15 protein-coding genes are annotated in these 22,148 nt (G+C 72.2%); 8 read left to right on the top strand and 7 right to left on the bottom strand.

What is annotated here, in order from left to right; translation table 11 throughout:
- Nucleotides 1-485 precede the first annotated feature (485 nt).
- Nucleotides 486-1,811, bottom strand: coding sequence for a serine hydrolase domain-containing protein (locus OO67_RS28855; RefSeq protein ID WP_051709936.1), 1,326 nt, complete (start codon nt 1,809-1,811; stop codon nt 486-488).
- 326 nt (nt 1,812-2,137) lie between these two features.
- A complete protein-coding gene (locus OO67_RS28850) occupies nt 2,138-2,635 on the bottom strand; it encodes a phospholipase (RefSeq protein ID WP_033304674.1) in 498 nt (165 codons plus the stop codon).
- Nucleotides 2,636-3,109: 474 nt separating this feature from the next.
- On the opposite strand from OO67_RS28850, the gene OO67_RS28845 reads away from it, so the two are divergent.
- Entirely contained in the window at nt 3,110-4,288 is a 1,179-nt protein-coding gene (locus OO67_RS28845; RefSeq protein ID WP_033304673.1) for a macrolide family glycosyltransferase, read from the top strand.
- 379 nt (nt 4,289-4,667) lie between these two features.
- Here the strand turns inward: OO67_RS28845 and OO67_RS28840 are convergent, their stop codons facing one another.
- On the bottom strand, nt 4,668-5,714 hold the full coding sequence (locus OO67_RS28840; protein WP_033304672.1) for a membrane protein: 1,047 nt from the start codon (nt 5,712-5,714) through the stop codon (nt 4,668-4,670).
- Between the two features lie 156 nt (nt 5,715-5,870).
- Here OO67_RS28840 and OO67_RS28835 point away from each other — a divergent pair, with 156 nt between their 5' ends.
- The 3 genes from OO67_RS28835 to OO67_RS28825 all read left to right on the top strand — a co-directional run bounded on the left by OO67_RS28835 (nt 5,871) and on the right by OO67_RS28825 (nt 11,371).
- On the top strand, nt 5,871-9,332 hold the full coding sequence (locus OO67_RS28835) for a DNA polymerase III subunit alpha (RefSeq protein WP_033304671.1): 3,462 nt from the start codon (nt 5,871-5,873) through the stop codon (nt 9,330-9,332).
- Entirely contained in the window at nt 9,329-10,327 is a 999-nt protein-coding gene (locus OO67_RS28830) for a DNA polymerase Y family protein (protein ID WP_033304707.1), read from the top strand. The genes OO67_RS28835 and OO67_RS28830 overlap by 4 nt, the downstream gene beginning before the upstream one ends.
- A gap of 159 nt (nt 10,328-10,486) precedes the next feature.
- Nucleotides 10,487-11,371: an esterase/lipase family protein gene (locus tag OO67_RS28825; protein WP_033304670.1), complete on the top strand. Its 885-nt coding sequence runs from the start codon at nt 10,487-10,489 to the stop codon at nt 11,369-11,371.
- A 46-nt stretch (nt 11,372-11,417) separates the two neighbouring features.
- Here OO67_RS28825 and OO67_RS28820 read toward each other — a convergent pair whose 3' ends face one another.
- The 3 genes from OO67_RS28820 to OO67_RS28810 all read right to left on the bottom strand — a co-directional run bounded on the left by OO67_RS28820 (nt 11,418) and on the right by OO67_RS28810 (nt 15,420).
- Complete coding sequence (locus OO67_RS28820) at nt 11,418-12,485, bottom strand: lytic polysaccharide monooxygenase auxiliary activity family 9 protein (RefSeq protein WP_033304669.1); 1,068 nt, start codon at nt 12,483-12,485, stop codon at nt 11,418-11,420.
- A 534-nt stretch (nt 12,486-13,019) separates the two neighbouring features.
- Complete coding sequence (locus tag OO67_RS28815) at nt 13,020-14,564, bottom strand: alkaline phosphatase D family protein (RefSeq protein WP_051709935.1); 1,545 nt, start codon at nt 14,562-14,564, stop codon at nt 13,020-13,022.
- A gap of 157 nt (nt 14,565-14,721) precedes the next feature.
- The gene (locus tag OO67_RS28810; protein WP_033304706.1) at nt 14,722-15,420 is read right to left on the bottom strand and encodes a response regulator; all 699 of its coding nucleotides are present in this window, start codon (nt 15,418-15,420) and stop codon (nt 14,722-14,724) included.
- Nucleotides 15,421-15,560: 140 nt separating this feature from the next.
- Between OO67_RS28810 and OO67_RS28805 the strand changes: the two genes are divergently transcribed.
- The 4 genes from OO67_RS28805 to OO67_RS28790 are packed head-to-tail and all read left to right on the top strand — an operon-like array spanning nt 15,561 to nt 20,069.
- The gene (locus OO67_RS28805; RefSeq protein ID WP_033304667.1) at nt 15,561-16,544 is read left to right on the top strand and encodes a Bug family tripartite tricarboxylate transporter substrate binding protein; all 984 of its coding nucleotides are present in this window, start codon (nt 15,561-15,563) and stop codon (nt 16,542-16,544) included.
- Nucleotides 16,541-17,071: a tripartite tricarboxylate transporter TctB family protein gene (locus OO67_RS28800; protein WP_033304666.1), complete on the top strand. Its 531-nt coding sequence runs from the start codon at nt 16,541-16,543 to the stop codon at nt 17,069-17,071. The genes OO67_RS28805 and OO67_RS28800 overlap by 4 nt, the downstream gene beginning before the upstream one ends.
- Before the next feature lie 3 nt (nt 17,072-17,074).
- Entirely contained in the window at nt 17,075-18,562 is a 1,488-nt protein-coding gene (locus OO67_RS28795) for a tripartite tricarboxylate transporter permease (RefSeq protein ID WP_033304665.1), read from the top strand.
- A gap of 34 nt (nt 18,563-18,596) precedes the next feature.
- Nucleotides 18,597-20,069, top strand: a complete 1,473-nt coding sequence (locus OO67_RS28790; RefSeq protein ID WP_078598326.1) for a trifunctional class I SAM-dependent methyltransferase/NUDIX hydrolase/VOC family protein — start codon at nt 18,597-18,599, stop codon at nt 20,067-20,069.
- A 61-nt stretch (nt 20,070-20,130) separates the two neighbouring features.
- Here the strand turns inward: OO67_RS28790 and OO67_RS28785 are convergent, their stop codons facing one another.
- A complete protein-coding gene (locus tag OO67_RS28785; protein ID WP_244300337.1) occupies nt 20,131-21,981 on the bottom strand; it encodes an AMP-binding protein in 1,851 nt (616 codons plus the stop codon).
- Nucleotides 21,982-22,148 lie beyond the last annotated feature (167 nt).

Genomic DNA, 22,148 nt, shown 5'->3' with positions numbered 1-22,148 from the left:
CTTCTTCCTCGAGCCGCCTACCGGGATGTGGGGGACAGACGCCAATCCCCGGCTCCGTGCACGTCACGGACTCGGCGGTTCCTTCGCTGTCACCCCGGGCGGGGCGATCATCCGTGCGAAGGTTCGAGGCCCGACCTTAGTGACCATCCTGTGATCTACGCAATCTTCACAGGAGGAATGTCGACAGCCGGGGTCCTTCTGTGAGCGCATCGCGCGGCACGTGCCCGCAGCCTGACAGACGCGTTCCCTGCCGAACGCGTTCCCTGACGACGCGCTCCCTGATGTCGAGGCATGGGCGTCCCGGAGAGAGCGACACCACGCTCGGCCTCGCCGGTCCGGATCCGCCCGGGAAGCGGATCCGGACCGGCAGGCCATCGGTGATCCGGCGGTTCAGGACAGGGGGCAGGCGTGTGAGGTGCCGGTCGGCCTCCGGCCTCGGCCGGCAGCCTTCTGACGCTTCCGTGTCCGGAGGAACGCCGGTGCGCTCACCGCAGCTGCTCGGGGGCGACCAGACGCTGAGGCACCGGCGATGCCCCGGGGACACGCTCGGCGGGGGTGCCGCTCAGTGCTCCGTCCATGTGCCCGAGCAGCGCCGCACCGATCGGGTCCGGCAACGGCTTCCCGTCGTCGCCGAACCGCTCGTACTTCATCAGGTTGTAGCCGATCGCGGCCTGGCGGCGCCCGTCCTCGGTGGACAGCGCCCAGGTCCCGGCCCCGAACACGCCGCCGTCGTGGCCCCAGTACCAGCCGCCGCTCGGCATCTTGAGTGTGTACAGACCGAGGCCGTAGCGCAGCGCCACCTCCTGTCCCGGGGCCGGCTCGTACGCGGGGACGGTCGTCTTCATCTCCCGCAGTTCGGCAGCGCCGAGCAGCTTCCCGCCCAGGAGCTGGCGGTAGAAGTCGTTGAGGTCGTTCATCGTGGAGACCATGGCACCGGCCGTCCCGGCCCAGGACATGTCGTAGACGCTGTAGTCGCGCGCCGGTTCGATGAGTCCGTAGAACGACTCGTACATCTTGGAGTGCGGCCCCGATATGCGGGCGGAGCGGGGGAAGTACGTATGCCGCAGTCCGGCCTTGCGGATGACGTTCCTGTCGATGTACGACTCCGGGTCCTGGCCTGTGACCTTCTTCAACAGCAGCCCGGCGATGACGTAGTTGGTGTTCGCGTACGAGTACGTCCCACGTGGCGCAGGCGGCTCGCCGGCCAGGCCCAGGCGGACCAGCTCCTCGGGGGCCGCCTCGCGGAACCGGCCCTCGTCCAGGGCCTGTCCCGGGTCCGTCACCAGCTTGGGGAAGGCGGGCAGTATGTAGTCCGCGATGCCGCTCGTGTGGTTGAGCAGCATCCGCACCGTCACCTTCCGGCCCCGCTCGCCCGGTACCAGCTCCGGAAGGTGGTCCCCGATCGGGGCGTCCAGGTCTATTCGGCCCTTGGCCACCTGCTGGAGGACGGCCACCGAGGTGAAGGTCTTGGTGATGCTGCCGACCCGGTGCTCGTAGTCCGGGCGCACCGGCCGTCCGGTGTCGATGTCGGCGACACCTGCCGCTCCGCGCCACCTCTCGGAGCCGTCCCTGACCGATGAATAGGCCCCGTACATCCCCGCCTGGTGGAACGCGTCGAGGGAGGCGCGCAGCGCCTTCCGGTCGAGGCCGGACGTGGTGGAGGCGGCAGATGCGGTGGCGGAGGCGGATAACGGGGCGGCGGCCCCGGCCGGAAGCGCACCGATCGTGAGCGACAGCAGGACCGCCGATGCCACGGCGGCCAGGCGTGCTCTCCGGCGGTCGGGGCGAGGGGTGGGTCGGGTGTTACGCATGGGCGGATCCCGTCTCATCAGGTGTGCGGGGCAGGAACCTCCATCCTCTGTGTGTCACACCGGCCGTCCGTCCTCCTTCGGAACGACTCCGTTCACAGGAAGAGATGACGTTTGTCAGGTTTCGGTGTCAGGGCTCTCCCGCAGGGAGGCGCCCTCCAGCGGGCAGGCCGGAGGCCCTTGGTGTGCGGGTGCGGCTGCCCGCGCAGGGCCGGCCGGTCATGCGCCGACCAGCTCCTCCGGGCCTTCACCCGGACGACGGGCTGAGGCCGCCGCGGCAGCGGCCTCAGCCCTCTGTTTCAGGTCGCGCTGTTCCTCCGTGGCAGAGGTCAGGCGGCCTGGGCCAGTCTGTCGACCTTCGCCTTGGCCGGTGTGGAGCCGAAGATGTCCACGGCGTGGTAGTACGTCCACGCGGTGCTGTTACAGGCGGTCAGCTGCGCGCCGGAGTAGCGGGCACACACGCGTTTGAGGTCGGAGTAGAACGCGGAGTCGATGCGGGCCTTGTTCGCGGAGAACGAACCGGCGGCCTTGTAATTGCGGTAACCGAAGTCATGGCGGGCACAGGCCGTCTGGAAGGGGAAACCGAACGGGTTGTCAGGAGAGGAGCTGCAGTAGTCCGTGGACCAGTCGAAGCCGTACGCGGACCAGGCGCCCTTGTTGTTGTTGGCGGCGTTCCAGGCGTTGTAGCTGGAGGCGCTCGTCTGGGTCCAGGAGCTGAGGACCTGGGGCTTGTCCGCCGGGGCCGCCGAAGCGGATGCGGCAGGGATGAGGACGAGCGGGAGCGACACAGCAACTGCGGCGAGCGGCACGGTGAAACGGCGACGCATGAGCAACCTCCGGTGAATGAAAGGGGGTTGAGCCTGGCCCTGCGCCTCGCGGATCTCGCGAGGCCGCCCTGAGTATGCCGTCATGGACCTGCCATGCGCAGCGATTTCGTCAGTTGGTCGCCAAGAGTTCGGCCGCCCCGCGGGCGGCATCCGGTGGCGGTCGGGGCGCCCGGATCTCCGCGCGTAGCGTCTGACGAGCCAATACGGCCCGACAGGCCCGTGCCGGCCGGTCTCCGCGCGTAGCGTCCGACGACTTTCGTCCGGTCCGGCGAGCGTGTGCGCTCTGGAGATCCCGTGCGGGCCGGGCTAAGGTTCCGGCATGCACTTCCACCAGATCTACGGCTGACACGGGCGGGGCAGCGCCCCCGCTCCCGTCCCGCGACCCGTGTGCGCTCCCCGGCAGTTCGATGCCCGGCGGCGGCGCGCCGGTCCGGTGTGTCCCTCTCGCCGTAGACCTGAAACGAGTGATTCCGTATGTCCCGTCGCCGTACCCATATCGCGATGATCGGCATTCCCGCCGTCAGCCACGTCCTGCCGAGCCTCGAGATCGTGCGTGAGCTGGTGGCGCGCGGTCATCGGGTGAGCTACGCCAACGACCCCGCGGTGGCCGGTTTGATCACGGACACCGGTGCGGAGTTCGTCCCGTACGCCTCGGTCCTGCCGGTCGCCGACAACGACTGGCCGGCCGACCCGATCGCCGCGATGGACGTCTTCCTCGACGACGCCGTCCAGGCCCTGCCCCAGCTCCGCGCCGCGTACGACCAGGACAGGGCGGATCTGTACCTGTACGACATCGGCGCCTACGCCGCACGCGCCCTCGCGGAGTCGCAGGGCCGGCCCGTCCTCCAGCTCTCCCCGACCTTCGTGGCCTGGGACGGTTACGAACACCAGGAGATGGCAGCGCAGTTGTGGGCGCTGCCCGGTGCCGACGCCTACCGGGCGAAGTTCGCGCAGTGGCTCGCCGTCTCGGGGGCGTCCACCACCGATGTGGACACCTTCTCCGGACGGCCCGCGAGGGCCCTGGCGATGATCCCGAGGGCCATGCAGCCGCAGGCGGAGCATGTCGACCCCGACGTGGTGACGTTCGTCGGTCCCTGTTTCGGCTCCCGCGCGGACCGGGAGGCCTGGACACGGCCGGCCGATGCCGAGAACGTGCTGCTGATCTCCCTGGGATCGGCGTACACGAACCAGCCGGAGTTCTACCGCCGGTGTGTGGAGGCCTACGGCGACCTGGAGGGCTGGCACGTCGTACTCCAGATCGGGAAGTACACGGACCCCGGTGCACTCGGCGACCTCCCCGGCAACGTCGAGGTGCACTCCTGGGTGCCCCAACTGGCGATCCTGGAGCAGGCCGACGCGTTCGTCACCCACGCGGGGATGGGAGGCAGCAGTGAAGGGCTGTACGCCGGGGTCCCCATGATCGCCGTCCCGCAGGGTGCCGAGCAGTTCATGAACGCGGACCGGCTCGTCGGCCTGGGCGTGGCCCGCCGCATCGATACGGCGGACGCCACCGCCGAGGCCCTGCGCACCGCGCTCACCGGGCTCGTCGCCGACCCCGACGTCGCCCGGCGCTCGGCGCGGCTCCGTGCCGAAGCCCGGGCCGAGGGCGGCACGGAACGGGCGGCCGGCCTCATCGAGAAGATGCTGGGCTGACCCCGCCCGCGCACCAGGGGGCGGGGAGGGCGGTCGTGCGCTCCCCGTCCCGGTGCGGGTCAGGGCGTACGGGAAAGGACCGATCCGCGGCCCAGCGCCGCCACCCCTCGGCCCGTGAGGGTGATCCGGGCGGTGTGAGGGGGGCGAGGAGGCCGGCGCTCCGGCCGTAGCGCCCGATGCGGGTGAGCGTGGAGCGGAGGTCCGCCGGCAACCCCTCGGCGGTGCCGGCGGGGACGTATGCCTGCCCGACGCGCGCCACGCCACCGATGCGCCGTACGAGGCAGACGCCTCCGGGATCACCTGCGGATTCCGCCTCGTAGACCTGCGGCATGCCCGGTTCCCGGCGATTCACGGACGCCGTGTTCCCAGAGGCCGGACCTCAGCCGAGGGTCGAACCCCCGCCGGAGGCGGCAGCCGTCCGAGGGGTCTCCTCCGTGTCCCGGCGGCGCATCGACAGGAGCAGGGTCAGGACTGTGCCGGCGACCGCCCAGGCGGAGAGCACCAGCAGGGGGCCGGTGACCGCGTTGCCCCTGAAGTACGCGATCGAGCGGGCCACCCAGGTGCCCGCGCCGGGCGGCAGGGCGGGGCCGATCGCCCGCCAGAAGTCCGGCAGCATCGGCAGCGGGAAGGCTCCGCCCGCGCTCGGGTTGCCCGCGATCACGATGAGCAGGACGGCCAGGCCGATGCCGACGATCCCGGTGAGCGCCTCCAGGGCGAGTGTGATCATGCCGACCGCGAAGACGACCAGGGCGCCCAGGCCGGCCAGGGCCCACACGCTGCCGGGGAGCGCTCCGAGGACCGGGCCGATGATGACCGCGCCGCCGATCCCGCCCGCGACCGAGTACAGCGCCATGACGCCGGTGCGGATCACCGCGCGCTGCCGGTTGGCGGGCTTGGTGCCCGCGCTGATCGCCAGGATCGAGGCGCAGAGGTAGCCGCCGACGCACCAGCCCACGACCAGGTAGAACGACGAGAGGCCGTCGAAGTCGTCCGGGGAGGCGGGGGCCACGTCCACGGTCCGCACCGTGCGCTGCTGCGGCCTTTCCGCCTCCTCGATGATCTTGGCCAGGGAGGTGGCCAGTACGGTGCCGCCGCCGGACGCGACGAGCACGGTGTCGGTCGCCCCGGTGGGGCTGACGATCAGGGCGCCGTCGATGTCGCGGTTCTGGATCTGCCGGCGGGCCTCGGCCTCGTCGGAGACCGCACGCGGATCGAGCGGGCCGCCCGGCAGGTCACCCAGCTGGGTGACGAGCTGCCCGGACACCTGCTGCGGGGCGACGACCCCGAAGGGGACGTCCGTCGGGTCGGGCCTGTGCAGCGCGCCGACGTAGGAGGCGATGAACAGCAGCTGTAGCGCCAGGACGCCGACGACCAGCAGTGCGGCCCGTGCGGTGACGGCGTTCTTCACCTCGTCAGCGAATGTCATGCCCCCACGGTCCGGGCTGGGCGCTGTCCGCGCAGGCGGGAGCGGGCCGAATGGCGGAGGTGCGGCCGCGCTCTCGGTTATCGTACGAACGTTCGAAACTTGGTCTATGGTGGAGAGCGAGGGGGTGGTGAGTACGGATCGGTCCAGGAGGTGCGGATGCCCGGGTTCACGCATCTGCATACCGTTTCCGGGTTCTCCCTGCGGTACGGGGCATCACACCCGGAGCGGCTGGCCGAGCGCGCCGTCGAGCGGGGGATGGACGCCCTCGCGCTGACCGACCGCGACAGCCTCGCGGGCACGGTCCGCTTCGCCCGGGCCTGTGAGAAGGCCGGGATACGGCCGCTCTTCGGGGCGGAGCTCGCAGTGGCCCGGCAGGTGGCGGGGGAGGGGCGTACACACAGGCCGCGTACGCCGGTCCGTGGAGGTGCCTTTGTCGATGAATCCGCACCCCGGGTCACCTTCCTCGCCCGGGACGGCGCCCGCGGCTGGGCCGAACTGTGCCGGCTGGTCACCGCCGCCCACGCCCCCGGTGCCGGGGACCGGGATGCCGGGCAGCCCCTGGTCGGCCGGGACGCGCTGCCCGCCGAAGGGCTCACCGTGCTGCTCGGCCCCGCCTCCGAGGTGGGCGCCGCACTGGCCGCGGGCCGGCCCGACCGGGCCGCCGCGCTGCTCGCCCCCTGGCGGGAGATCTACGGCGACGCCCTGCGCCTCGAAGCCGTCCACCACGGACGCGAGGGCACCGGACCCGGGTCGCTGCGGCTCGCCGCCCGTACCGTCGGCTTCGCCGCCGAGCAGGGGGTGCGGGCCGTGCTGACCAACGCCGTCCGGTACGCCGACCCGGGGCAGGGCCCCGTCGCCGACGTGCTCGACTCGGCCCGCCGGCTCGTCCCCGTCGACCCGCGCCGCTCCCCCCTCGACAGCGGGGAGCGCTGGCTCAAGGGCGCCCGCGCGATGGAGGAGACCGCCGAGCGGATCGCCACCGCGGCGGGGCTCGGGCGGGACGCGGGGCGGCGGCTGCTCGCGGAGACCCGGCACACAGCCGACGCCTGTCTCGTCGACCCGGCGGACGACCTGGGTCTCGGCAGCGTCCACTTCCCCGAGCCGCACCTCGTCGGAGCCGGGCGGCGCACCGCCCAGCGGGTGCTGGCCTCCCGTGCCGCCGCGGGCATGGTGCGACGCGGCTACGACCGCAGGCGCGACTACTGGGAGCGGATGCACCACGAGCTGGACATCATCGCCCACCACGGTTTCGCCTCCTACTTCCTGACGGTCTCCCAGGTCGTCGACGACGTGAAGGGGATGGGCATACGGGTCGCCGCGCGCGGCTCCGGGGCCGGTTCCCTGGTCAACCACCTGCTCGGGATCGCCCACGCCGACCCGGTCGAACACGGGCTGCTGATGGAGCGCTTCCTGTCCAAGCGCCGCTTCGTGCTGCCCGACATCGACATCGACGTCGAGTCGGCCCGCCGCCTGGACGTCTACCGCGCGATCATCGGGCGCTTCGGCGCCGAGCGGGTCGCCACCGTCTCCATGCCCGAGACCTACCGGGTGCGCCACGCCATCCGCGACGTCGGCGCCGCGCTCTCCATGGACCCGGCCGAGACCGACCGGCTGGCCAAGGCCTTCCCCCACATCAGGGCCAGGGACGCCCGCGCCGCGATGGAGGAACTGCCCGAGCTGCGGGCCGTGGCCGCGCGGAAGGAGGAGTACGGCCGGCTCTGGGACCTGGTGGAGTCGCTGGACGCACTGCCGCGCGGCATCGCCATGCACCCGTGCGGGGTGCTCCTCTCGGACGCCTCGCTGCTGCGGCGTACGCCGGTCATGCCCACCAGTGGTGAGGGCTTCCCGATGGCGCAGTTCGACAAGGACGACGTGGAGCACCTCGGGCTGCTCAAGCTCGATGTGCTCGGCGTGCGGATGCAGTCGGCGATGGCGCACGCGGTGACCGAGGTGAAGCGGGCCTCGGGGCGGGAGGTCGACCTGGACGCCGTACCGCAGGGCGACCCGGAGACGTACCGGCTGATCAGGAGCGCCGAGACGCTCGGCTGCTTCCAGATCGAGTCGCCGGGCCAGCGCGACCTCGTCGGCCGGCTCCAGCCCGCCACCTTCCACGATCTGGTGGTCGACATCTCGCTGTTCCGGCCGGGGCCGGTCGCCGCCGACATGGTGCGGCCGTTCATCGAGGCCAGGCACGGACGCGCGCCGGTGCGCTACCCGCACCCCGACCTGGAGGAGGCGCTGCGCGACACCTACGGGGTGGTCGTCTTCCACGAGCAGATCATCGAGATGGTGAACATCATGACCGGCTGCGGACGCGGCGAGGCCGACCGGGTGCGCCGGGGACTCTCCGACCCCGAGTCGCAGGCCCGGATCAGGGTCTGGTTCGCACAGCGGGCGGCGCGGAGGAAGTACGGCGCCGAGGTGATCGCCCGCGCCTGGGAGATCATCGAGGCGTTCGGGAGCTACGGCTTCTGCAAGGCGCACGCGGTCGCCTTCGCCGTGCCGACCTACCAGTCGGCCTGGCTCAAGGCCCACCATCCGGCGGCCTTCTACGCCGGGCTGCTCACCCACGACCCCGGGATGTACCCGAAGCGGCTGCTGCTCGCGGACGCGCGGCGGCGCGGGGTGCCGGTGCTGCCGCTGGACGTGAACCGGTCGGCGGCCGCCCATCGGATCGAACTGGTGTCTGGCGACAACGGTGATAAATGGGGATTGCGCCTGGCCCTCTCGGACGTCCACGGCATCAGCGAGGCCGAGGTCGCCCGGATCGAGGCCGGGCAGCCCTACACCTCGCTGCTGGACTTCTGGCAGCGGGCAAGGCCCGGGAAACCGGCCGCCGAACGGCTGGCCCAGGTCGGCGCGCTGGACGCCTTCGGTGCCAACCGCCGGGACCTGCTGCTGCACCTGTCCGAACTCCACCGCGCCCAGCGGGGCTCCGGATCCGGCGCGGCGGGCGCCCAGCTCCCGCTCGGCGGCGGGCACAGGACCGGCACCGTCGGGCTGCCCGACCTCAACGACGCGGAACGCCTCAGTGCCGAGCTCGGCGTCCTCAGCATGGACGTGTCCCGTCACCTGATGGGAGATCACCACGCCTTCCTGGAGGAACTGGGCGCGGTCTCCGCCAAGCGGCTGCGGGAGGCCAGGCACGGGGAGACCGTGCTGGTCGCGGGCGCCAAGGCGGCCACCCAGACCCCGCCGGTCCGCTCCGGGCGCCGGGTCATCTTCACCACCCTGGACGACGGGACAGGGCTGGTCGACCTCGCCTTCTTCGACGACAGCCACGCCGCCTGCGCGCACACCGTCTTCCACTCCTGGCTGCTGCTCGTGCGCGGAGTGGTCCAGCGGCGCGGCGCGCGCAGCATGAGCATCGTCGGCTCGGCGGCCTGGAACCTGGCGGAGCTGGCCGAACTCCGGCGCACCGGCGGCCTCGACGCGGTCGCGGCACGGCTGGCGGAGGCGCCCGGTGTGCGTGAGGAAGAGGAGGAGCAGGAGCCGGGCCGCCGTATCCAGCTGCCGACCGGCTACGAGATGAACCCCTGGGCCGATCTCCAGCCGGCCGGTGAAGGGCCGCCCACCGGGAGGAAGCTGTGGCACCGGAGCCAGGGGAGCGCGGGATGAACGACCAGCCGGCCGTCCTGTGCCTGCGGTTCCGCCGGATCGGCGGCGGACTGCCGGACAGCGCGGGTTACGAGGCACTGCTCGCCCTCCTCGGGGCGTTCACCCCGGTCGTCGAGGCGGCCCCGCCCGGCGCCGCGCTCGCCGACGTCACCGGTGCGTTGCGCTACTTCGGCCAGGACGCGGCGGGTCTGGCCTCCCTGATCCGGGTGCGCGCCCTCGCGCTGCACGGCGTGGACTGCGCGATCGGTGCGGCCTCCAACCCCATGCTGGCCAGGATGGCCGCACGGCAGGCGGCGACCGGGACGACCTTCGTGGTGCCCCCCGGTGAGCACGCCGGCTTCCTCGCGTCCAAGCCCGCCGCCGCGCTGGACGGCGTCGGGGCGGCGACCGCGCGCACCCTGTGCGGATACGGGCTCGACTCCATCGGCCGGATAGCCGCCGCGCCGCTCGCGACCCTGCAGCGGATCACCGGCGTACGGACCGGGCGCGAGCTGTGGGAGCGGGCCAACGGCATCGACCGTACGCGGGTCGTGCCGAACGCCGCCGCCCGGTCGATCGCCGCCGAACGCTCCTTCCCCCACGACGAACTGGACCCGGAGCGGCATCGCCGCGCGCTCCTCTCGCTCACCGAGGAGCTGGGGGCCAGGCTGCGCGGTGACGGCCAGGTGTGCCGCTCGCTCGCGGTCTCCGTGCGCTATGCCGACCGGACCGGTTACGCGACGCTGACCCGCAGCCGTACGCTCCCGGAGCCCACCGCCCACTCGGCGGCGCTCACCTCGCTCGCCTACCGGATCCAGGACTCGTTCGCTCTCCAGCGGGCGCGGGTGCGGGGGATCGGGCTGCGGGCGGAGGGGCTTCACGACGCGGAACGCGCCGCCCGCCAGCTCACCTTCGACCCGGTGGACGAACGGGCGCGGCGGATCGAGGCGGTGTCCGACAGGCTGCGGGCCAGGTTCGGCCCGGGGGCCGTGAAGCCGGGGCGGCTCGCGGCCTGACCCAGGGGCGCCGCAATCTTTTACCGACGCGTAACTTCCCCCGCCACCTTACCCGTGCGTAATTTGGCATGAGCACGTTGAAAAAACGTCATTCGCTGTGGTCCGGACCGCAGGGCGCACCGACATCGCAACTCCCTTGAGCCGCAAGGAGACCACCCGATGCTGCCCTGGAACCGAGCCCGGCGCACCCCACGCGCACGCCGTACCCTCGCCGCGCTGCTCCTCGCGGTCGCCGCACTCGTCGCCCCCGCGGCGACCGCGACCGCGGCGGAGACCGCCGCTCCGTCCCGTGGATGGAACGACTACTCCTGCAAGCCCTCCGCAGCCCACCCCCGCCCGGTCGTGCTCGTCCACGGGACCTTCGGGAACTCGGTCGACAACTGGCTGGTCCTCGCGCCGTACCTCGTCAACCGGGGTTACTGCGTCTTCTCGCTCGACTACGGACAGCTCCCGGGCGTGCCGTTCTTCCACGGACTCGGCCCGATCGACAGGTCGGCAGGACAGCTCGACGTCTTCGTCGACAAGGTGCTCGGCGCCACCGGCGCCCCGGAGGCCGATCTCGTCGGCCACTCCCAGGGCGGCATGATGCCCAACTACTACCTGAAGTTCCTCGGCGGCGCCGACAAGGTGAACGCCCTCGTCGGGATCGCCCCCGACAACCACGGCACCACGCTCCTGGGCCTCACCCGGCTGCTGCCGTACTTCCCCGGGGCCGAGGATCTCCTCACCGTGAACACCCCGGGCCTCGCCGACCAGATCGCCGGCTCCGCCTTCATCACGAAGCTCAACGCGGGGGGCGACACCGTGCCCGGGGTCCGCTACACCGTCATCGCGACCCGGTACGACGAGGTCGTGACCCCGTACCGCACGCAGTACCTGGACGGGCCGAACGTCCGCAACGTCCTGCTCCAGGACCTCTGCCCGGTCGACCTGTCCGAGCACGTCGCGATCGGGACCGTCGACAGGATCGCCTTCCACGAGGTGGCGAACGCCCTCGACCCGGCCCGCGCCACCCCGACCACCTGCGCGTCGGTCATCGGCTGACGCGCGCTGCCGGGCCCCGGTGACACGGGGCCCGGCAGCCACCCGGTCAGGCGCGGTGCGCGCCGCCCGCGGCCCGTCGGCGGACCGAGACGAACAGGGCGCTCGCGCCGAGGGCCAGCGCGGCGGCTCCGCCCATCGCGAGGTAGGAGGTGCTGCCGCTGCCACCCGTCTCGGCGAGGGCCTCGTCCGCGGGGGCCGCGTTCGCGGGAGAGGCCGCGACGTTGTTCGGCTCGGGAGCGTTCGCCCCGGCTTCCGAGGCTTCCGAGGCTTCCGAGGCTTCCGAGGCTTCGGAGGCCTCTGCGGCCGGTGCCGCTTCGGTGACCTCCGCGCCGGTCGCCGCGTCGTCGTCACCGTGGCCGTTGTGCTCGACGGACGACTTGTCGGTGCCCTCGGCGATCTCCTCCTCGGACGGGGCCGACGCGGCCGGCGCCGGGGCGGCCCCGGTGGTGTCACCTCCGGTGCTCTCCCCGCCGAAGACCACGTCGGAGCAGGCGTAGAAGGCCTCGGGGGAGTCCGACCGCTGCCAGACCGTGTAGACCAACTGCCGTCCCGACGCCTGCGGTACGGTGCCGTCGAAGACGTACGACCCGTTCTCCAGCGTCGGGTCGGTGGCCGTGGCGAACGGCTTCTCCTCCAGGTCCGACCACTTCAGGGGTTGCGTCGGGTCGTAACCCGCCTTGGTCAGGTACAGCTCGAACGAGCCCTTGTGCGGAGCGGTCGCCCGGAACCGGAAGGTGTGGCTGCCCGCCTCCATGGGCGTGGACGGCCAGTCGGCGCGCGGCAGGTCGAGCCCCTTGAACTTGTCGTTGCCCGCGCTGCACAGCTTGCCGTCCGGGATCAGTTCGCGGTGCTTGCCCGCCGCGTTGGCGATGTTCACACCGTTCCAGTCGTACAGCGCCTGGGTCCCGCCCGCCGCCACAGCCGCCTGGCAGGCCGCCGACTTCGGGCTCTCCGGCCCTTCCGCGAAGCAGGCCGAGACCCGGCTGACCGGATCACTCAGCGAACCGTGGGCGACGGCCGGGGCGGCGGAGAGCCCGGTCAGCGCGAGCGGCGCGACGCCGAACGCGACGATGCCTCCGGCGAGCCTGCGGCGGGCGGTGGTGATGACGGCCATGGTGGTGGTTCTCCTTCGACGGACACGTCTGTGAGGGACGCGGCACAGGGCCCGTACGGCGGCGCAGCCCCCCCGTGAAGTGCGGCGCCGGCGGGACGGGCCCCGCCCCGGTGATCAGCAAACTAGCCGCCGCGGGGGGCGGATCCGGGCGGGAGAAGGCGCAGGTGGCGATCGTTATGGCGCGCTTAAGGGACGGTTAGGGGAGGGCTCAGGCAACGGCTCCCGAGAGCCCGGGCGGGCCGCGGCCGGCAAGCCAGGACGGTGGCTCGGCCTCCTCTGTACGAGCCGCATCCCGCCCGGTTCTCCAGGGGGAGGGGATCGCCGAGCCGGTGTGCCCGGGGGGCGCTGGCGAGTGAGTCGTCCGGGGCAGCTCGGTGACCGTCGGCCGCCGGCCGAGCGCCTGGCGGATGTGATCGCGGATGACGCTCCGGAGGTGGGGGCAGCCTTTCCCAGTACGACGGAGCTCAGCGGGCGGTGACGGGCGCTCACCGGCCGCCCCGCGAAACTGCCCGCCACGACGGCGGTGGCCGTACGTCAGATCTGTACGCCCGGCGTCCCGTCCTCCACGACCACGCTCGCGCGTGTGCTGATCGGTGCGTCCGGCTTCGTCACGAAGGGCAGGACGCGGAAGTCGCTCGTCCACCGCTCGCGGTCCACCGTGACGCGCACGTAACCGCGCCGGCTGTTGAAGAACTTCATGTGCGGGTTCGCCGCCAGGAACGTCTCGCCCTGGGCCGTCATGTCGGCGCCGTCCCCGCCGCTCGTGACCGAGGTTCCCACGAACTCCGAGCCGACAGTCGCCGATTCCGGGTCTGCGTAGTCGCGCTTGAGGTCCCACGCGTAGTTCTGGTGGCGGTCACCCGTGATCACGACCAGATTGGGCACCCCGCGGGTGTCCGCCTCCGCGAGCAGCCGGTTGCGCTCGGCGACGTAGCCGTCCCAGGGGTCCATCCAGACCGTCGTGCCGGGGCCCGGGTCGTGGTCGGTCTGGCCCATCGGCGCCTGGTTGCCGAGGATCTGCCAGCGCGCCTGCGAGCGGCTGAAGCCCTTGAGGACCCAGTCCCGCTGGCGGGACCCGAGCAGGGTGCGGTCCGTCCCGAAACGGTCGGCGCAGTCGGCCGAGGTGCCGTCGCCGCACGGCTGGTCGTCGCGGTACTGGCGGGTGTCGAGCATGGTGAAGTCGGCGAGGCGGCCGTAGGGGAGCCTGCGGTACATCTGTACGTCGGGGCCCTTCGGCAGCTGGGTGCGGCGCAGCGGCGCGTGCTCGTACAGGGCCTGGAAGGCGGCGGCGCGCCGCCGCAGGAAGGTCACCGGGTCCTCGCCGTTCTCGGAGGTCCCGGCCGCCCAGTTGTTCTCCACCTCGTGGTCGTCGAAGGTCATGATCCACGGGAAGGCGGCGTGCGCCTCCTGGAGCGGCGCCTCGGACTTGTAGAGGCCGTACTGGAGGCGGTACCGGGCGAGGTCGAGGGTCTCCGTGTGGAACTTGGGGTCGGTGGTCACGCCGCGCTTGTTCGTCCTGACGCCGGACTCGTAGAGGTAGTCGCCGAGGTGCACCACCAGGTCCAGGTCCTCCTGCGCCATGTGGTGGTACGCCGTGAAGTAGCCGTCCTGCCAGGCCTGGCAGGAGGCGAAGGCGAACTTCAGCTCGCGAGGGGAGGCCGAGGGGGCCGGGGTGGTGCGCGTACGTCCCACGGGGGAGATCGCGGAGCCGGCCTTGAAGCGGAACCAGTACGTGCGGTCGGGGGCGAGCCCGCGCACCTCGGGGTGGACGGAGTGCGCCAGTTCGTGGGACGCGACGACGCTGCCGCGGCGCACGACCCGGCGGAACCGCTCGTCGGCCGCCACCTCGTAGTGGACACGGACGGGTTCCGGCGGCATGCCGCCGAGGCCGTCCTGGGCGAAGGGGTCGGGAGCCAGGCGCGTCCAGAGCACGACGCCGTCCGACGTCGGGTCGCCCGAGGCGACCCCCAGGGTGAACGGGTCACTTTTCAGGGTGGGTGCGGCGAACGCGGACCGCGCCTCCCACGCCCCCGTCCCGAGCATCAGCGCGGCGGCTGCCGCACCGCCGAATCCGAACATCTGCCTGCGGGACAAGGAATACGTGACCACGGTTCGTCCTCCTCGGTCGAGCTGCGCCAACCTCGGACACGCTGCCGGGAGTTCATGTCATGCTCACGCGCGCCGTGTGGCCGGGGGCCGAGCGATACATGAACAGGGCACCTATAAGGGCGGCGGCTCAGGACACCGCGCGGTAGCGGCGCTCCGGCCGGCCCGTCCCGCCGTACCGCAGGGAGACCTCGGCCCGTCCCGTCTCCGCGAAGTACTCGAGGTAGCGGCGGGCGCTGACCCGGGACAGGGTGCCCGCCTCGGCGCACTCGGAGGCCGACAGCCCGGCCGGGTGGTCACGCAGGACGCGTTCGACCAGGTCCGCGGTATGGGCCGCCAGGCCCTTGGGGAGTTCGCGGGAGCCCGGGGGGCGGGTGCCGAAGATGCGGTCCACGTCCTCCTGGCGGGCTTCCTGGCGGGCCTCGTCCAGTGCGTCCAGGCGGTTGCGCAGCGAGGCCACGTGCTGGAGCTGCTCCTGCAGGGCCGAGCGGTGGAACGGCTTGATCAGGTAGTGCAGGGCGCCTGCGCGCAGGGCCGCCCTGACCACCCCGGCGTCGCGGGCGGCCGTGATGAACAGCGCGTCCGCGCTGCGGGTGTCCCCGTCCCGCTCCTCCGCCGCGCGCAACTCCCGCAGCACCTGGATCCCGTCCATGTCGGGAAGGAAGATGTCGAGCAGGACCAGGTCGGGACGCAGCCGGCGGGCCGCGCTCAGGGCCTCGGCGCCCGTATGCGCCACGCCGACGACCGTGAACCCGTCCAATGCGGACACATAGCGGCTGTGCAGCTTCGCGACCATGAAGTCGTCGTCCACCACCAGCACTCTCGTCACGCCGACACCGTAGAGCGCGACCACAACGACCACAACGTCCATTGGTTCCGGAACGGCGACAGCTCGTTAACGCGCAGGCAACATGTGGGCCACCTCACATTCGATCACCCCCTACACGTAGAGCTCGAAAGGCGGCACCGGTGCGACTGCGCACTCCACTCGCCCTGTTCGGAGCCGCGCTGCTGGTGGTCGTCGGGCCGCCGCTGCTCTCCACCGGCAGCGGTTCCGACACCGGCACGCAGATTCCCGGACTGCGCTTCATGGTTCCCAACACACCCGGCGGCGGTTACGACATCACCGCGCGCACCGCGGCGAAGAACGCCGAGGACGCCGGGCTCACCCACGGCATCGAGGTGTTCAACCTGCCCGGCGCGGGCGGCACCGTCGGTGTGACCCGGCTGGCCGCCGAGCACGGCAACGGCAAGCTCGCCATGTCCATGGGGCTGGGTGTCGTGGGCGCCGTGCACACCAACAAGTCGTCCACGACCCTGGCCGACACCACCCCGATCGCCCGGCTCACCGAGGAGCAGGACATCGTCGTCGTCGCCAAGGACTCCCCGTACAGGACGATCGACCAGCTGCTCACCGCCTGGAAGAAGGACCCGGGGAAGATCCCGGTCGGCGGCGGATCCTCACCCGGCGGACCCGACCACCTGGCGCCGATGCTGATGGCGAAGGCCGCCGGGATCGCCCCCCAGCAGGTCAACTACATCCCCTTCGACGGCGGCGGCGAACTGCTCGCCTCGATCCTCGGCAACAAGGTCGGCTTCGGCGTCTCGGGCGTCGGCGAGTACCTCGACCAGATCGAGGCCGGTGAGCTGCGGCTCCTCGCCGTCACCGGCCCGAAGCGGGTCCCGGGCCTCGACGCGCCCACCCTCCGCGAGGCCGGCCTCGACACCGACTTCACCAACTGGCGAGGCATCGTCGCCCCGCCGGGACTCTCCGAGGCCGAACGCGACAAGCTCATCGGGCTGGTGAGCGAGCTCCACGACTCGAAGCAGTGGCGCGACTCCATGAAGAAGAACGGCTGGGACGACGCGTTCCTCACCGGCGACGACTTCGGCGACTTCCTGGACGCCCAGGACCGGCGTGTCGCCACCGTGCTCGAGGAGCTGGGACTGTGACGGACGAGACCACACCCTCCCGCCCCGCCGGCGCACGCGCCTGGCTGCGCGAACACTCCGAACTCGGCGTCGGCGTCCTGCTGCTCGTGCTGGGCGTCCTCGTCCTGACCGACGCCCTGACGATGAGCGTGGACATCACCCAGCGCGGGCCCGTCGGTCCCAGAACCGTCCCGGTCGTCGTCGGTATCGGGCTGCTGGCGGTCGCCGTGCTGCTGGCCGTCGACGTCCTGCGCGGCGGCCGTGGCGAGGCGGAGGGCGGTGAGGACGTCGACCTCGACGAACCCGCCGACCGGCGCACCGTCGCCCTGCTCACCGGTGTCTTCCTCGCCTTCGCCGTCCTCATAGGCCCCCTCGGGTTCCCCATCTCCGGTGCCCTGCTCTTCTGGGGCTCGGCCTACGCCCTGGGCAGCCGTCACCACGACCGCGATCCGCTCATCGCGGCCGGACTCTCCCTCGTGACCTACTTCGTCTTCGACAACCTGCTCGGGGTGCCCCTCCCGGGCGGCCCGCTGATGGGGGTGCTCTGACCGATGGATTCCCTCAACTCCCTCATCGACGGCTTCGGCACGGCGCTCACGCCGGTCAACCTGCTCTGGGCCGCGCTCGGCGTCCTGCTCGGCACGGCGATCGGTGTGCTCCCCGGCATCGGCCCCGCCATGGCCGTGGCCCTGCTGCTGCCGGTGACGTACGGACTCGAACCGACCGGTGCGTTCATCATGTTCGCCGGGATCTACTACGGTGCGATGTTCGGTGGCTCCACCACCTCGATCCTCCTCAACACCCCGGGGGAGAGCGCGGCCGTCGTCGCCGCGATCGAGGGCAACCCGATGGCGAAGGCCGGACGCGGATCACAGGCGCTCGCCGCCGCCGCGATCGGCCACTTCGCCGGCGGGATGATCGGCACGATCCTGCTGGTCGTCCTCGCCCCGACCGTGGCCGCGCTCGCGGTGGACATCGGCGCCCCCGACTACTTCGCCATCATGGTGCTGGCCTTCATCGCCGTCACCTCCGTCCTCGGCTCCTCACGGATCCGCGGCCTCGCCTCGCTCCTCATCGGCCTGACCATCGGCCTCGTCGGCCTGGACCAGATGACGGGCCAGCAGAGGCTGACCTTCGGCTCGCTCCAACTGGCCGACGGCATCGACGTGGTGATCGTGGCGGTCGGACTCTTCGCCATCGGCGAGGCCCTCTGGGTCGCCGCACACCTGCGCCGCACCAGCGGGAAGCCGATCCCCGTCGGCCGTCCCTGGCTGGGCAAGGCCGACGTCCGGCGCACCTGGAAGTCCTGGCTGCGCGGTCCCTTCATCGGCTTCCCGTTCGGCGCGATCCCGGCGGGCGGCGCGGAGATCCCCACCTTCCTCTCGTACGTCACCGAGAAGCGGCTCTCCAAGCACCGCGACGAATTCGGCAAGGGCGCCATCGAGGGAGTCGCGGGGCCGGAGTCGGCGGCCTCCGCGTCCGCCGCGGGAACCCTGGTCTCCATGCTCACGCTGGGCCTGCCCACCACGGCCGTCGCCGCCGTCATGCTGGCCGCCTTCCAGCAGTACGGCATCCAGCCCGGGCCACTCCTGTTCGAGCGTGAACCCGAGCTGGTCTGGGGCCTGATCGCCTCGCTCTTCGTCGGCATGGTGCTGCTGCTCGCACTGAACCTGCCCCTCGCGCCGCTCTGGGCGAAGCTGCTGCGGATCCCGCGCCCCTACCTCTACGCGGGCATCCTGTTCTTCGCCGCCGTTGGCGCGTACGCGGTCGGCGGGGAGGCGGTCGACCTGGTGATCCTCCTGGTGATCGGCCTGATCGGCTTCGGCATGCGGCGGTACGGACTGCCGATCCTGCCCGCGATCATCGCGGTCATCCTCGGGCCGTCCGCCGAACAGCAGCTGCGGCGCGCCCTCCAGATCAGCGATGGCAGCGTCACGGGCCTGGTCGACACCCCGTTCTCCGTGACCGTCTACGTCATCGTCGCGCTGATCCTGGTGTGGCCCCTGGTGAGGAAGGTGCTGGGCAGGAATCGGGCGTGACGCGCTGTCGGTGGCGGCTGCGAGGATGGGCCGTATGACCACGATCGACTGGGACGCTGCGGCCGGCACCTTCGACGAGGAGCCCGACCACGGGCTCCTCGACCCGGTGGTCCGCAGCGCCTGGGCGCGGCGCATGGAGACGTGGCTGCCCGCCAGACGCTCCGAGGTGCTCGACCTCGGATGCGGTACGGGCAGCCTGGCCCTTCTCGTCGCGGGCCAGGGGCACCGGGTCACCGCGGTCGACCGGTCGACGCGCATGGTGGAGCGGGCGCGGGCCAAGCTCGCGGGGACCGGCACCGAGGTGCTCGTCGGGGACGCGGCGCGTCCCCCGGTGGGCACGCAGCGCTTCGACGTGGTCCTGGCCCGGCACACGGTGTGGCTGCTGCCCGACCCCGAGGCCGCCCTGCGGCACTGGTTCTCGCTGCTGCGGCCGGGCGGCCGGCTGGTTCTGATCGAAGGCGTGTGGGACGGCGCGGGCCTCCCCGCGGCCCGCCTCACCGCTCTCCTCGCCGAGCACACCGAGCGAGTCCACCACGAGCCGCTCTCCGCGGACTCCCGGCTGTGGGGCAAGGAGGTCGACGACGAGAGGTACGCCCTGGTGGCCCGCGCCGAGCCACCGCACCGGCACAGCGAGGTCGTCGACGTCCACCTGATCCTGCGCAGGGGTTCCGAAGTGCTGCTCGCCCGGAGGGCCGGCACGGGATACGCGGACGGGCTCCTCCACGCCCCCTCCGGCCACGCGGAGGACGGCGAGGACGTGCCGGCGGCCATGATCCGGGAGACAGCGGAGGAGATCGGCGTCGAGCTGCGTCCGGACGAGCTCCGGGTGGCACTGGTCATGCAGCACAGGGGGCCGGGCGGCAACCCCAGGATGGGCTGGTTCTTCGAGGCGGACCACGACCCGGCCCGTCCGCCTCGCAACGCGGAGCCGGACAAGTGCTCCGAGCTGGGCTGGTTCCCCCTGGACGCGCTGCCCGACGACATGGTGGCGTACTGCCGTGCCGGCCTCGACGGTTACCGCGCGGGACAGCGCTTCCTGATCCACTGGCACGAGGACGCCGACACCATCGCCTACGCACCGCAGGGGGCGCGGCGCGCCGTCCCGCTGCCGGTGGCGGCGAGCCCCACAGGCCGGCTGCACCACATCGACCTGTGGGTACCCGACCTGGCCGAGGCCGAGGCGGAGTGGGGCTGGCTGCTCGGCGAACTGGGCCATGTCCCGTACCAGCGCTGGGCACACGGCCGGAGCTGGCGGCGCGGCGACAGCCATGTGGCGGTCGAACACACGCCCGACCTGCCCGGACGCGCGCACGAGGGACTGCGCCCCGGCGTCAGCCGGCTGGCGTTCCACGTCCAGGACCGGGCCACACTCGACGTCCTGGTGGCCCACGCCCCGGGACACGGCTGGCGGCCGCTCCCGCCGGAGCTCCCCGGGCACACCGGCGCCGGGGACGTGGCGTACCTGGAGAACACGGCGGGGTCCGTGGTGGAGCTCGTCGCTCCGTGAGGCCGTACGCACGTCCCCGCACGCGGCATCCAGGCGGCGGGCGCCCCCGGAGCCGGGTGCGTCAGCCCTCCCTCTCCAGCCGGGCGGCGATGTCCTCCCGCAGCAGTGCCTTGTCCGTCTTGCCGACCGCGGTCAGGGGGAGCGCGGGGACATCGACGAGGCGTTCCGGCAGCTTGAACCGGGCGAGCCCGCTGTCCTCCAAGTGCCTGCGGATCTCCCGGAGCGGCGGCGCGGCCTCGCCGGCAGCCACGATGTAGAGGCAGACGGCTTCGCCCAGGCCCCGATGCGGCATCGCGACGGCAGCGGCGGCTCGTACACCCGGGTGCTCCAGGGCCAGTGCCTCCAGCTCGTCCGCCGGGATCTTCTCCCCTCCGCGGTTGATCACGTCCTTCAGACGCCCGGCGACCACGAAGTTCCCGGACGGGTGGCGGCGGACGAGATCGCCGGTGCGGTAGAAGCCGTCGGCGGTGAACGACGCGGCCGCCGCGTCGCCGTGGTACCGCGTGATCACTCCAGGACCCCTGACCAGGAGTTCGCCGACGTCACCGTCGGCCACGCGCCGGCCCTCCTCGTCCACCACGAGCGTTTCGTCACCCGGCGAGGAGGGCCGTCCCTGCGTGGTGAACGCCACCTCGGGCGGATCGTCGAGCCGGGTGAAGTTCAGCTGGCCCTCACTCATGCCGTACACCTGCTGGATCCGGCAGTCGAAGGCGTCCGCCAGCCGGGCGGCCGTGTCCGCGTCCAGGCGCGCCCCGCCGACCTGCAGGACCCGCAGGCTCGACAGGTCACGGCCGCCTGCCGCGGCCCGGGCGGCGAGCCACTGCAGGGCGAGCGCCGGAGTGAGCGCGCAGTGGGTGACACGTTCCCGCTCGATCAGCGCCAGCGCCGCGGCCGCGTCGTCCGGTGCCGCGAGTACGACCTTTCCGCCGCAGGCGAGCGTGCCGAGCATCCCCGGAGCGGAGAAGGCGAAACCGTGTGCCACGGGCAGGACGGCGAGGAACACCGAGTCCGGCGTCAGCGCGGAGACCGCCGCCGCGGCACGGATCACGTGTCCGAGTGCCTCATGGGTGCGGGCGATGGGTTTGGGCGCGCCGGTGGTCCCGCTCGACAGCAGGAAGAGGGCGGTGTCCGAGGGGCGTCGCTCCGTGTCCGCGGGAGGTGGGCCACAGGCCTCGACGAGACGGTCGACGTCCACGTGGCCCCCGGCCGCGCCGGTGAGGCCCGAGACGAGGAGGGTCCGGACGGACGGGTGCCGCTCGCGGAGCCGCTCGGCGAGCCCCAGGTGGTCGAAGCGCCGGTGCCGGGCCGGTACGGCGAGCGCGGCCGGCTCCAACGCGGCGATCACCGGGTCCAGTTCGTGCTCGCGCAGGGCGGGAAGGGCGAGAGCGGGGCGTGCCCCGAGCCTGATCAGAGCGAGTACGAGAACGACGGACCGCACCTGGTTCGGCAGTTGCACGAGTACCGTCTCGCCGGTCCGGACGCCGGAGTGCGCCAGCCTGGCAGCGCAGCCCGACACCGCCGCGTCGAGCTCGGCCCTGGTGAAGGTGCGGCCGGCGCCGGCCAGTGCCGCACCGTGCCCCGCGTGGAGGCGGGTGCTCAGCACGAGGTCGTCCACGAACTCCGGGCGCCACCAGCCGCGGTCCCGGTACTCCGCACCGGCGTCCCGGCCGGCACCGGCTTCCGCGCCGGTCCCGCGTTCGTCGAGGACCTCGCCGAGTTGTCGCACGGTGTAGTCCAGTTCGGTCCAGAGATCGATCGAGGTGGCGAACCGGTCGGCCAGCTCCACCTGGATCTGGGTGAGGTCGACCGAGTCGAGCGCGAGGTGTGCGCGCAACCGTGCGTCGTCGTGCAGCAGCTCTTCACCGATTCCGAGGTCACGGAGGATTCTTCGCACTGCTTCGATGCCCGTCATCCGGACGGTATGCCCGGTGCGCAGGGGAAGGAGACGGGCGCGCGGAAGCCACGGGAAGCACTCAGGGCCAGGGAGGCGTCCGAAGTGGGCGGCGGCGAACCGCGCACGCCCTGCACAGCGCGTGACGGCCGTGTGACGCTGTGGAGTGACACCGGTTTCGGCATGGG

Origin of the sequence: Streptomyces atroolivaceus (assembly GCF_000717025.1) — a bacterium.
Lineage (GTDB): Bacteria > Actinomycetota > Actinomycetes > Streptomycetales > Streptomycetaceae > Streptomyces > Streptomyces atroolivaceus.
The sequence above is the reverse complement of the archived record's forward strand: the minus strand, read 5'-3'. Positions and strand labels throughout refer to the sequence as shown.

Bases quoted from the DNA above. Each gene is read 5' to 3' on its own strand.
- OO67_RS28785 (WP_244300337.1), bottom strand. From the start codon at position 21,981: ATGACGGGCATCGAAGCAGTGCGAAGAATCCTCCGTGACCTCGGAATC.
- OO67_RS28825 (WP_033304670.1), top strand. From the start codon at position 10,487: ATGCTGCCCTGGAACCGAGCCCGGCGCACCCCACGCGCACGCCGTACC.
- OO67_RS28840 (WP_033304672.1), bottom strand. From the start codon at position 5,714: ATGACATTCGCTGACGAGGTGAAGAACGCCGTCACCGCACGGGCCGCA.
- OO67_RS28855 (WP_051709936.1), bottom strand. From the start codon at position 1,811: ATGCGTAACACCCGACCCACCCCTCGCCCCGACCGCCGGAGAGCACGC.
- OO67_RS28815 (WP_051709935.1), bottom strand. From the start codon at position 14,564: ATGTTCGGATTCGGCGGTGCGGCAGCCGCCGCGCTGATGCTCGGGACG.
- OO67_RS28845 (WP_033304673.1), top strand. From the start codon at position 3,110: ATGTCCCGTCGCCGTACCCATATCGCGATGATCGGCATTCCCGCCGTC.
- OO67_RS28835 (WP_033304671.1), top strand. From the start codon at position 5,871: ATGCCCGGGTTCACGCATCTGCATACCGTTTCCGGGTTCTCCCTGCGG.
- OO67_RS28820 (WP_033304669.1), bottom strand. From the start codon at position 12,485: ATGGCCGTCATCACCACCGCCCGCCGCAGGCTCGCCGGAGGCATCGTC.
- OO67_RS28830 (WP_033304707.1), top strand. From the start codon at position 9,329: ATGAACGACCAGCCGGCCGTCCTGTGCCTGCGGTTCCGCCGGATCGGC.
- OO67_RS28850 (WP_033304674.1), bottom strand. From the start codon at position 2,635: ATGCGTCGCCGTTTCACCGTGCCGCTCGCCGCAGTTGCTGTGTCGCTC.
- OO67_RS28790 (WP_078598326.1), top strand. From the start codon at position 18,597: ATGACCACGATCGACTGGGACGCTGCGGCCGGCACCTTCGACGAGGAG.
- OO67_RS28795 (WP_033304665.1), top strand. From the start codon at position 17,075: ATGGATTCCCTCAACTCCCTCATCGACGGCTTCGGCACGGCGCTCACG.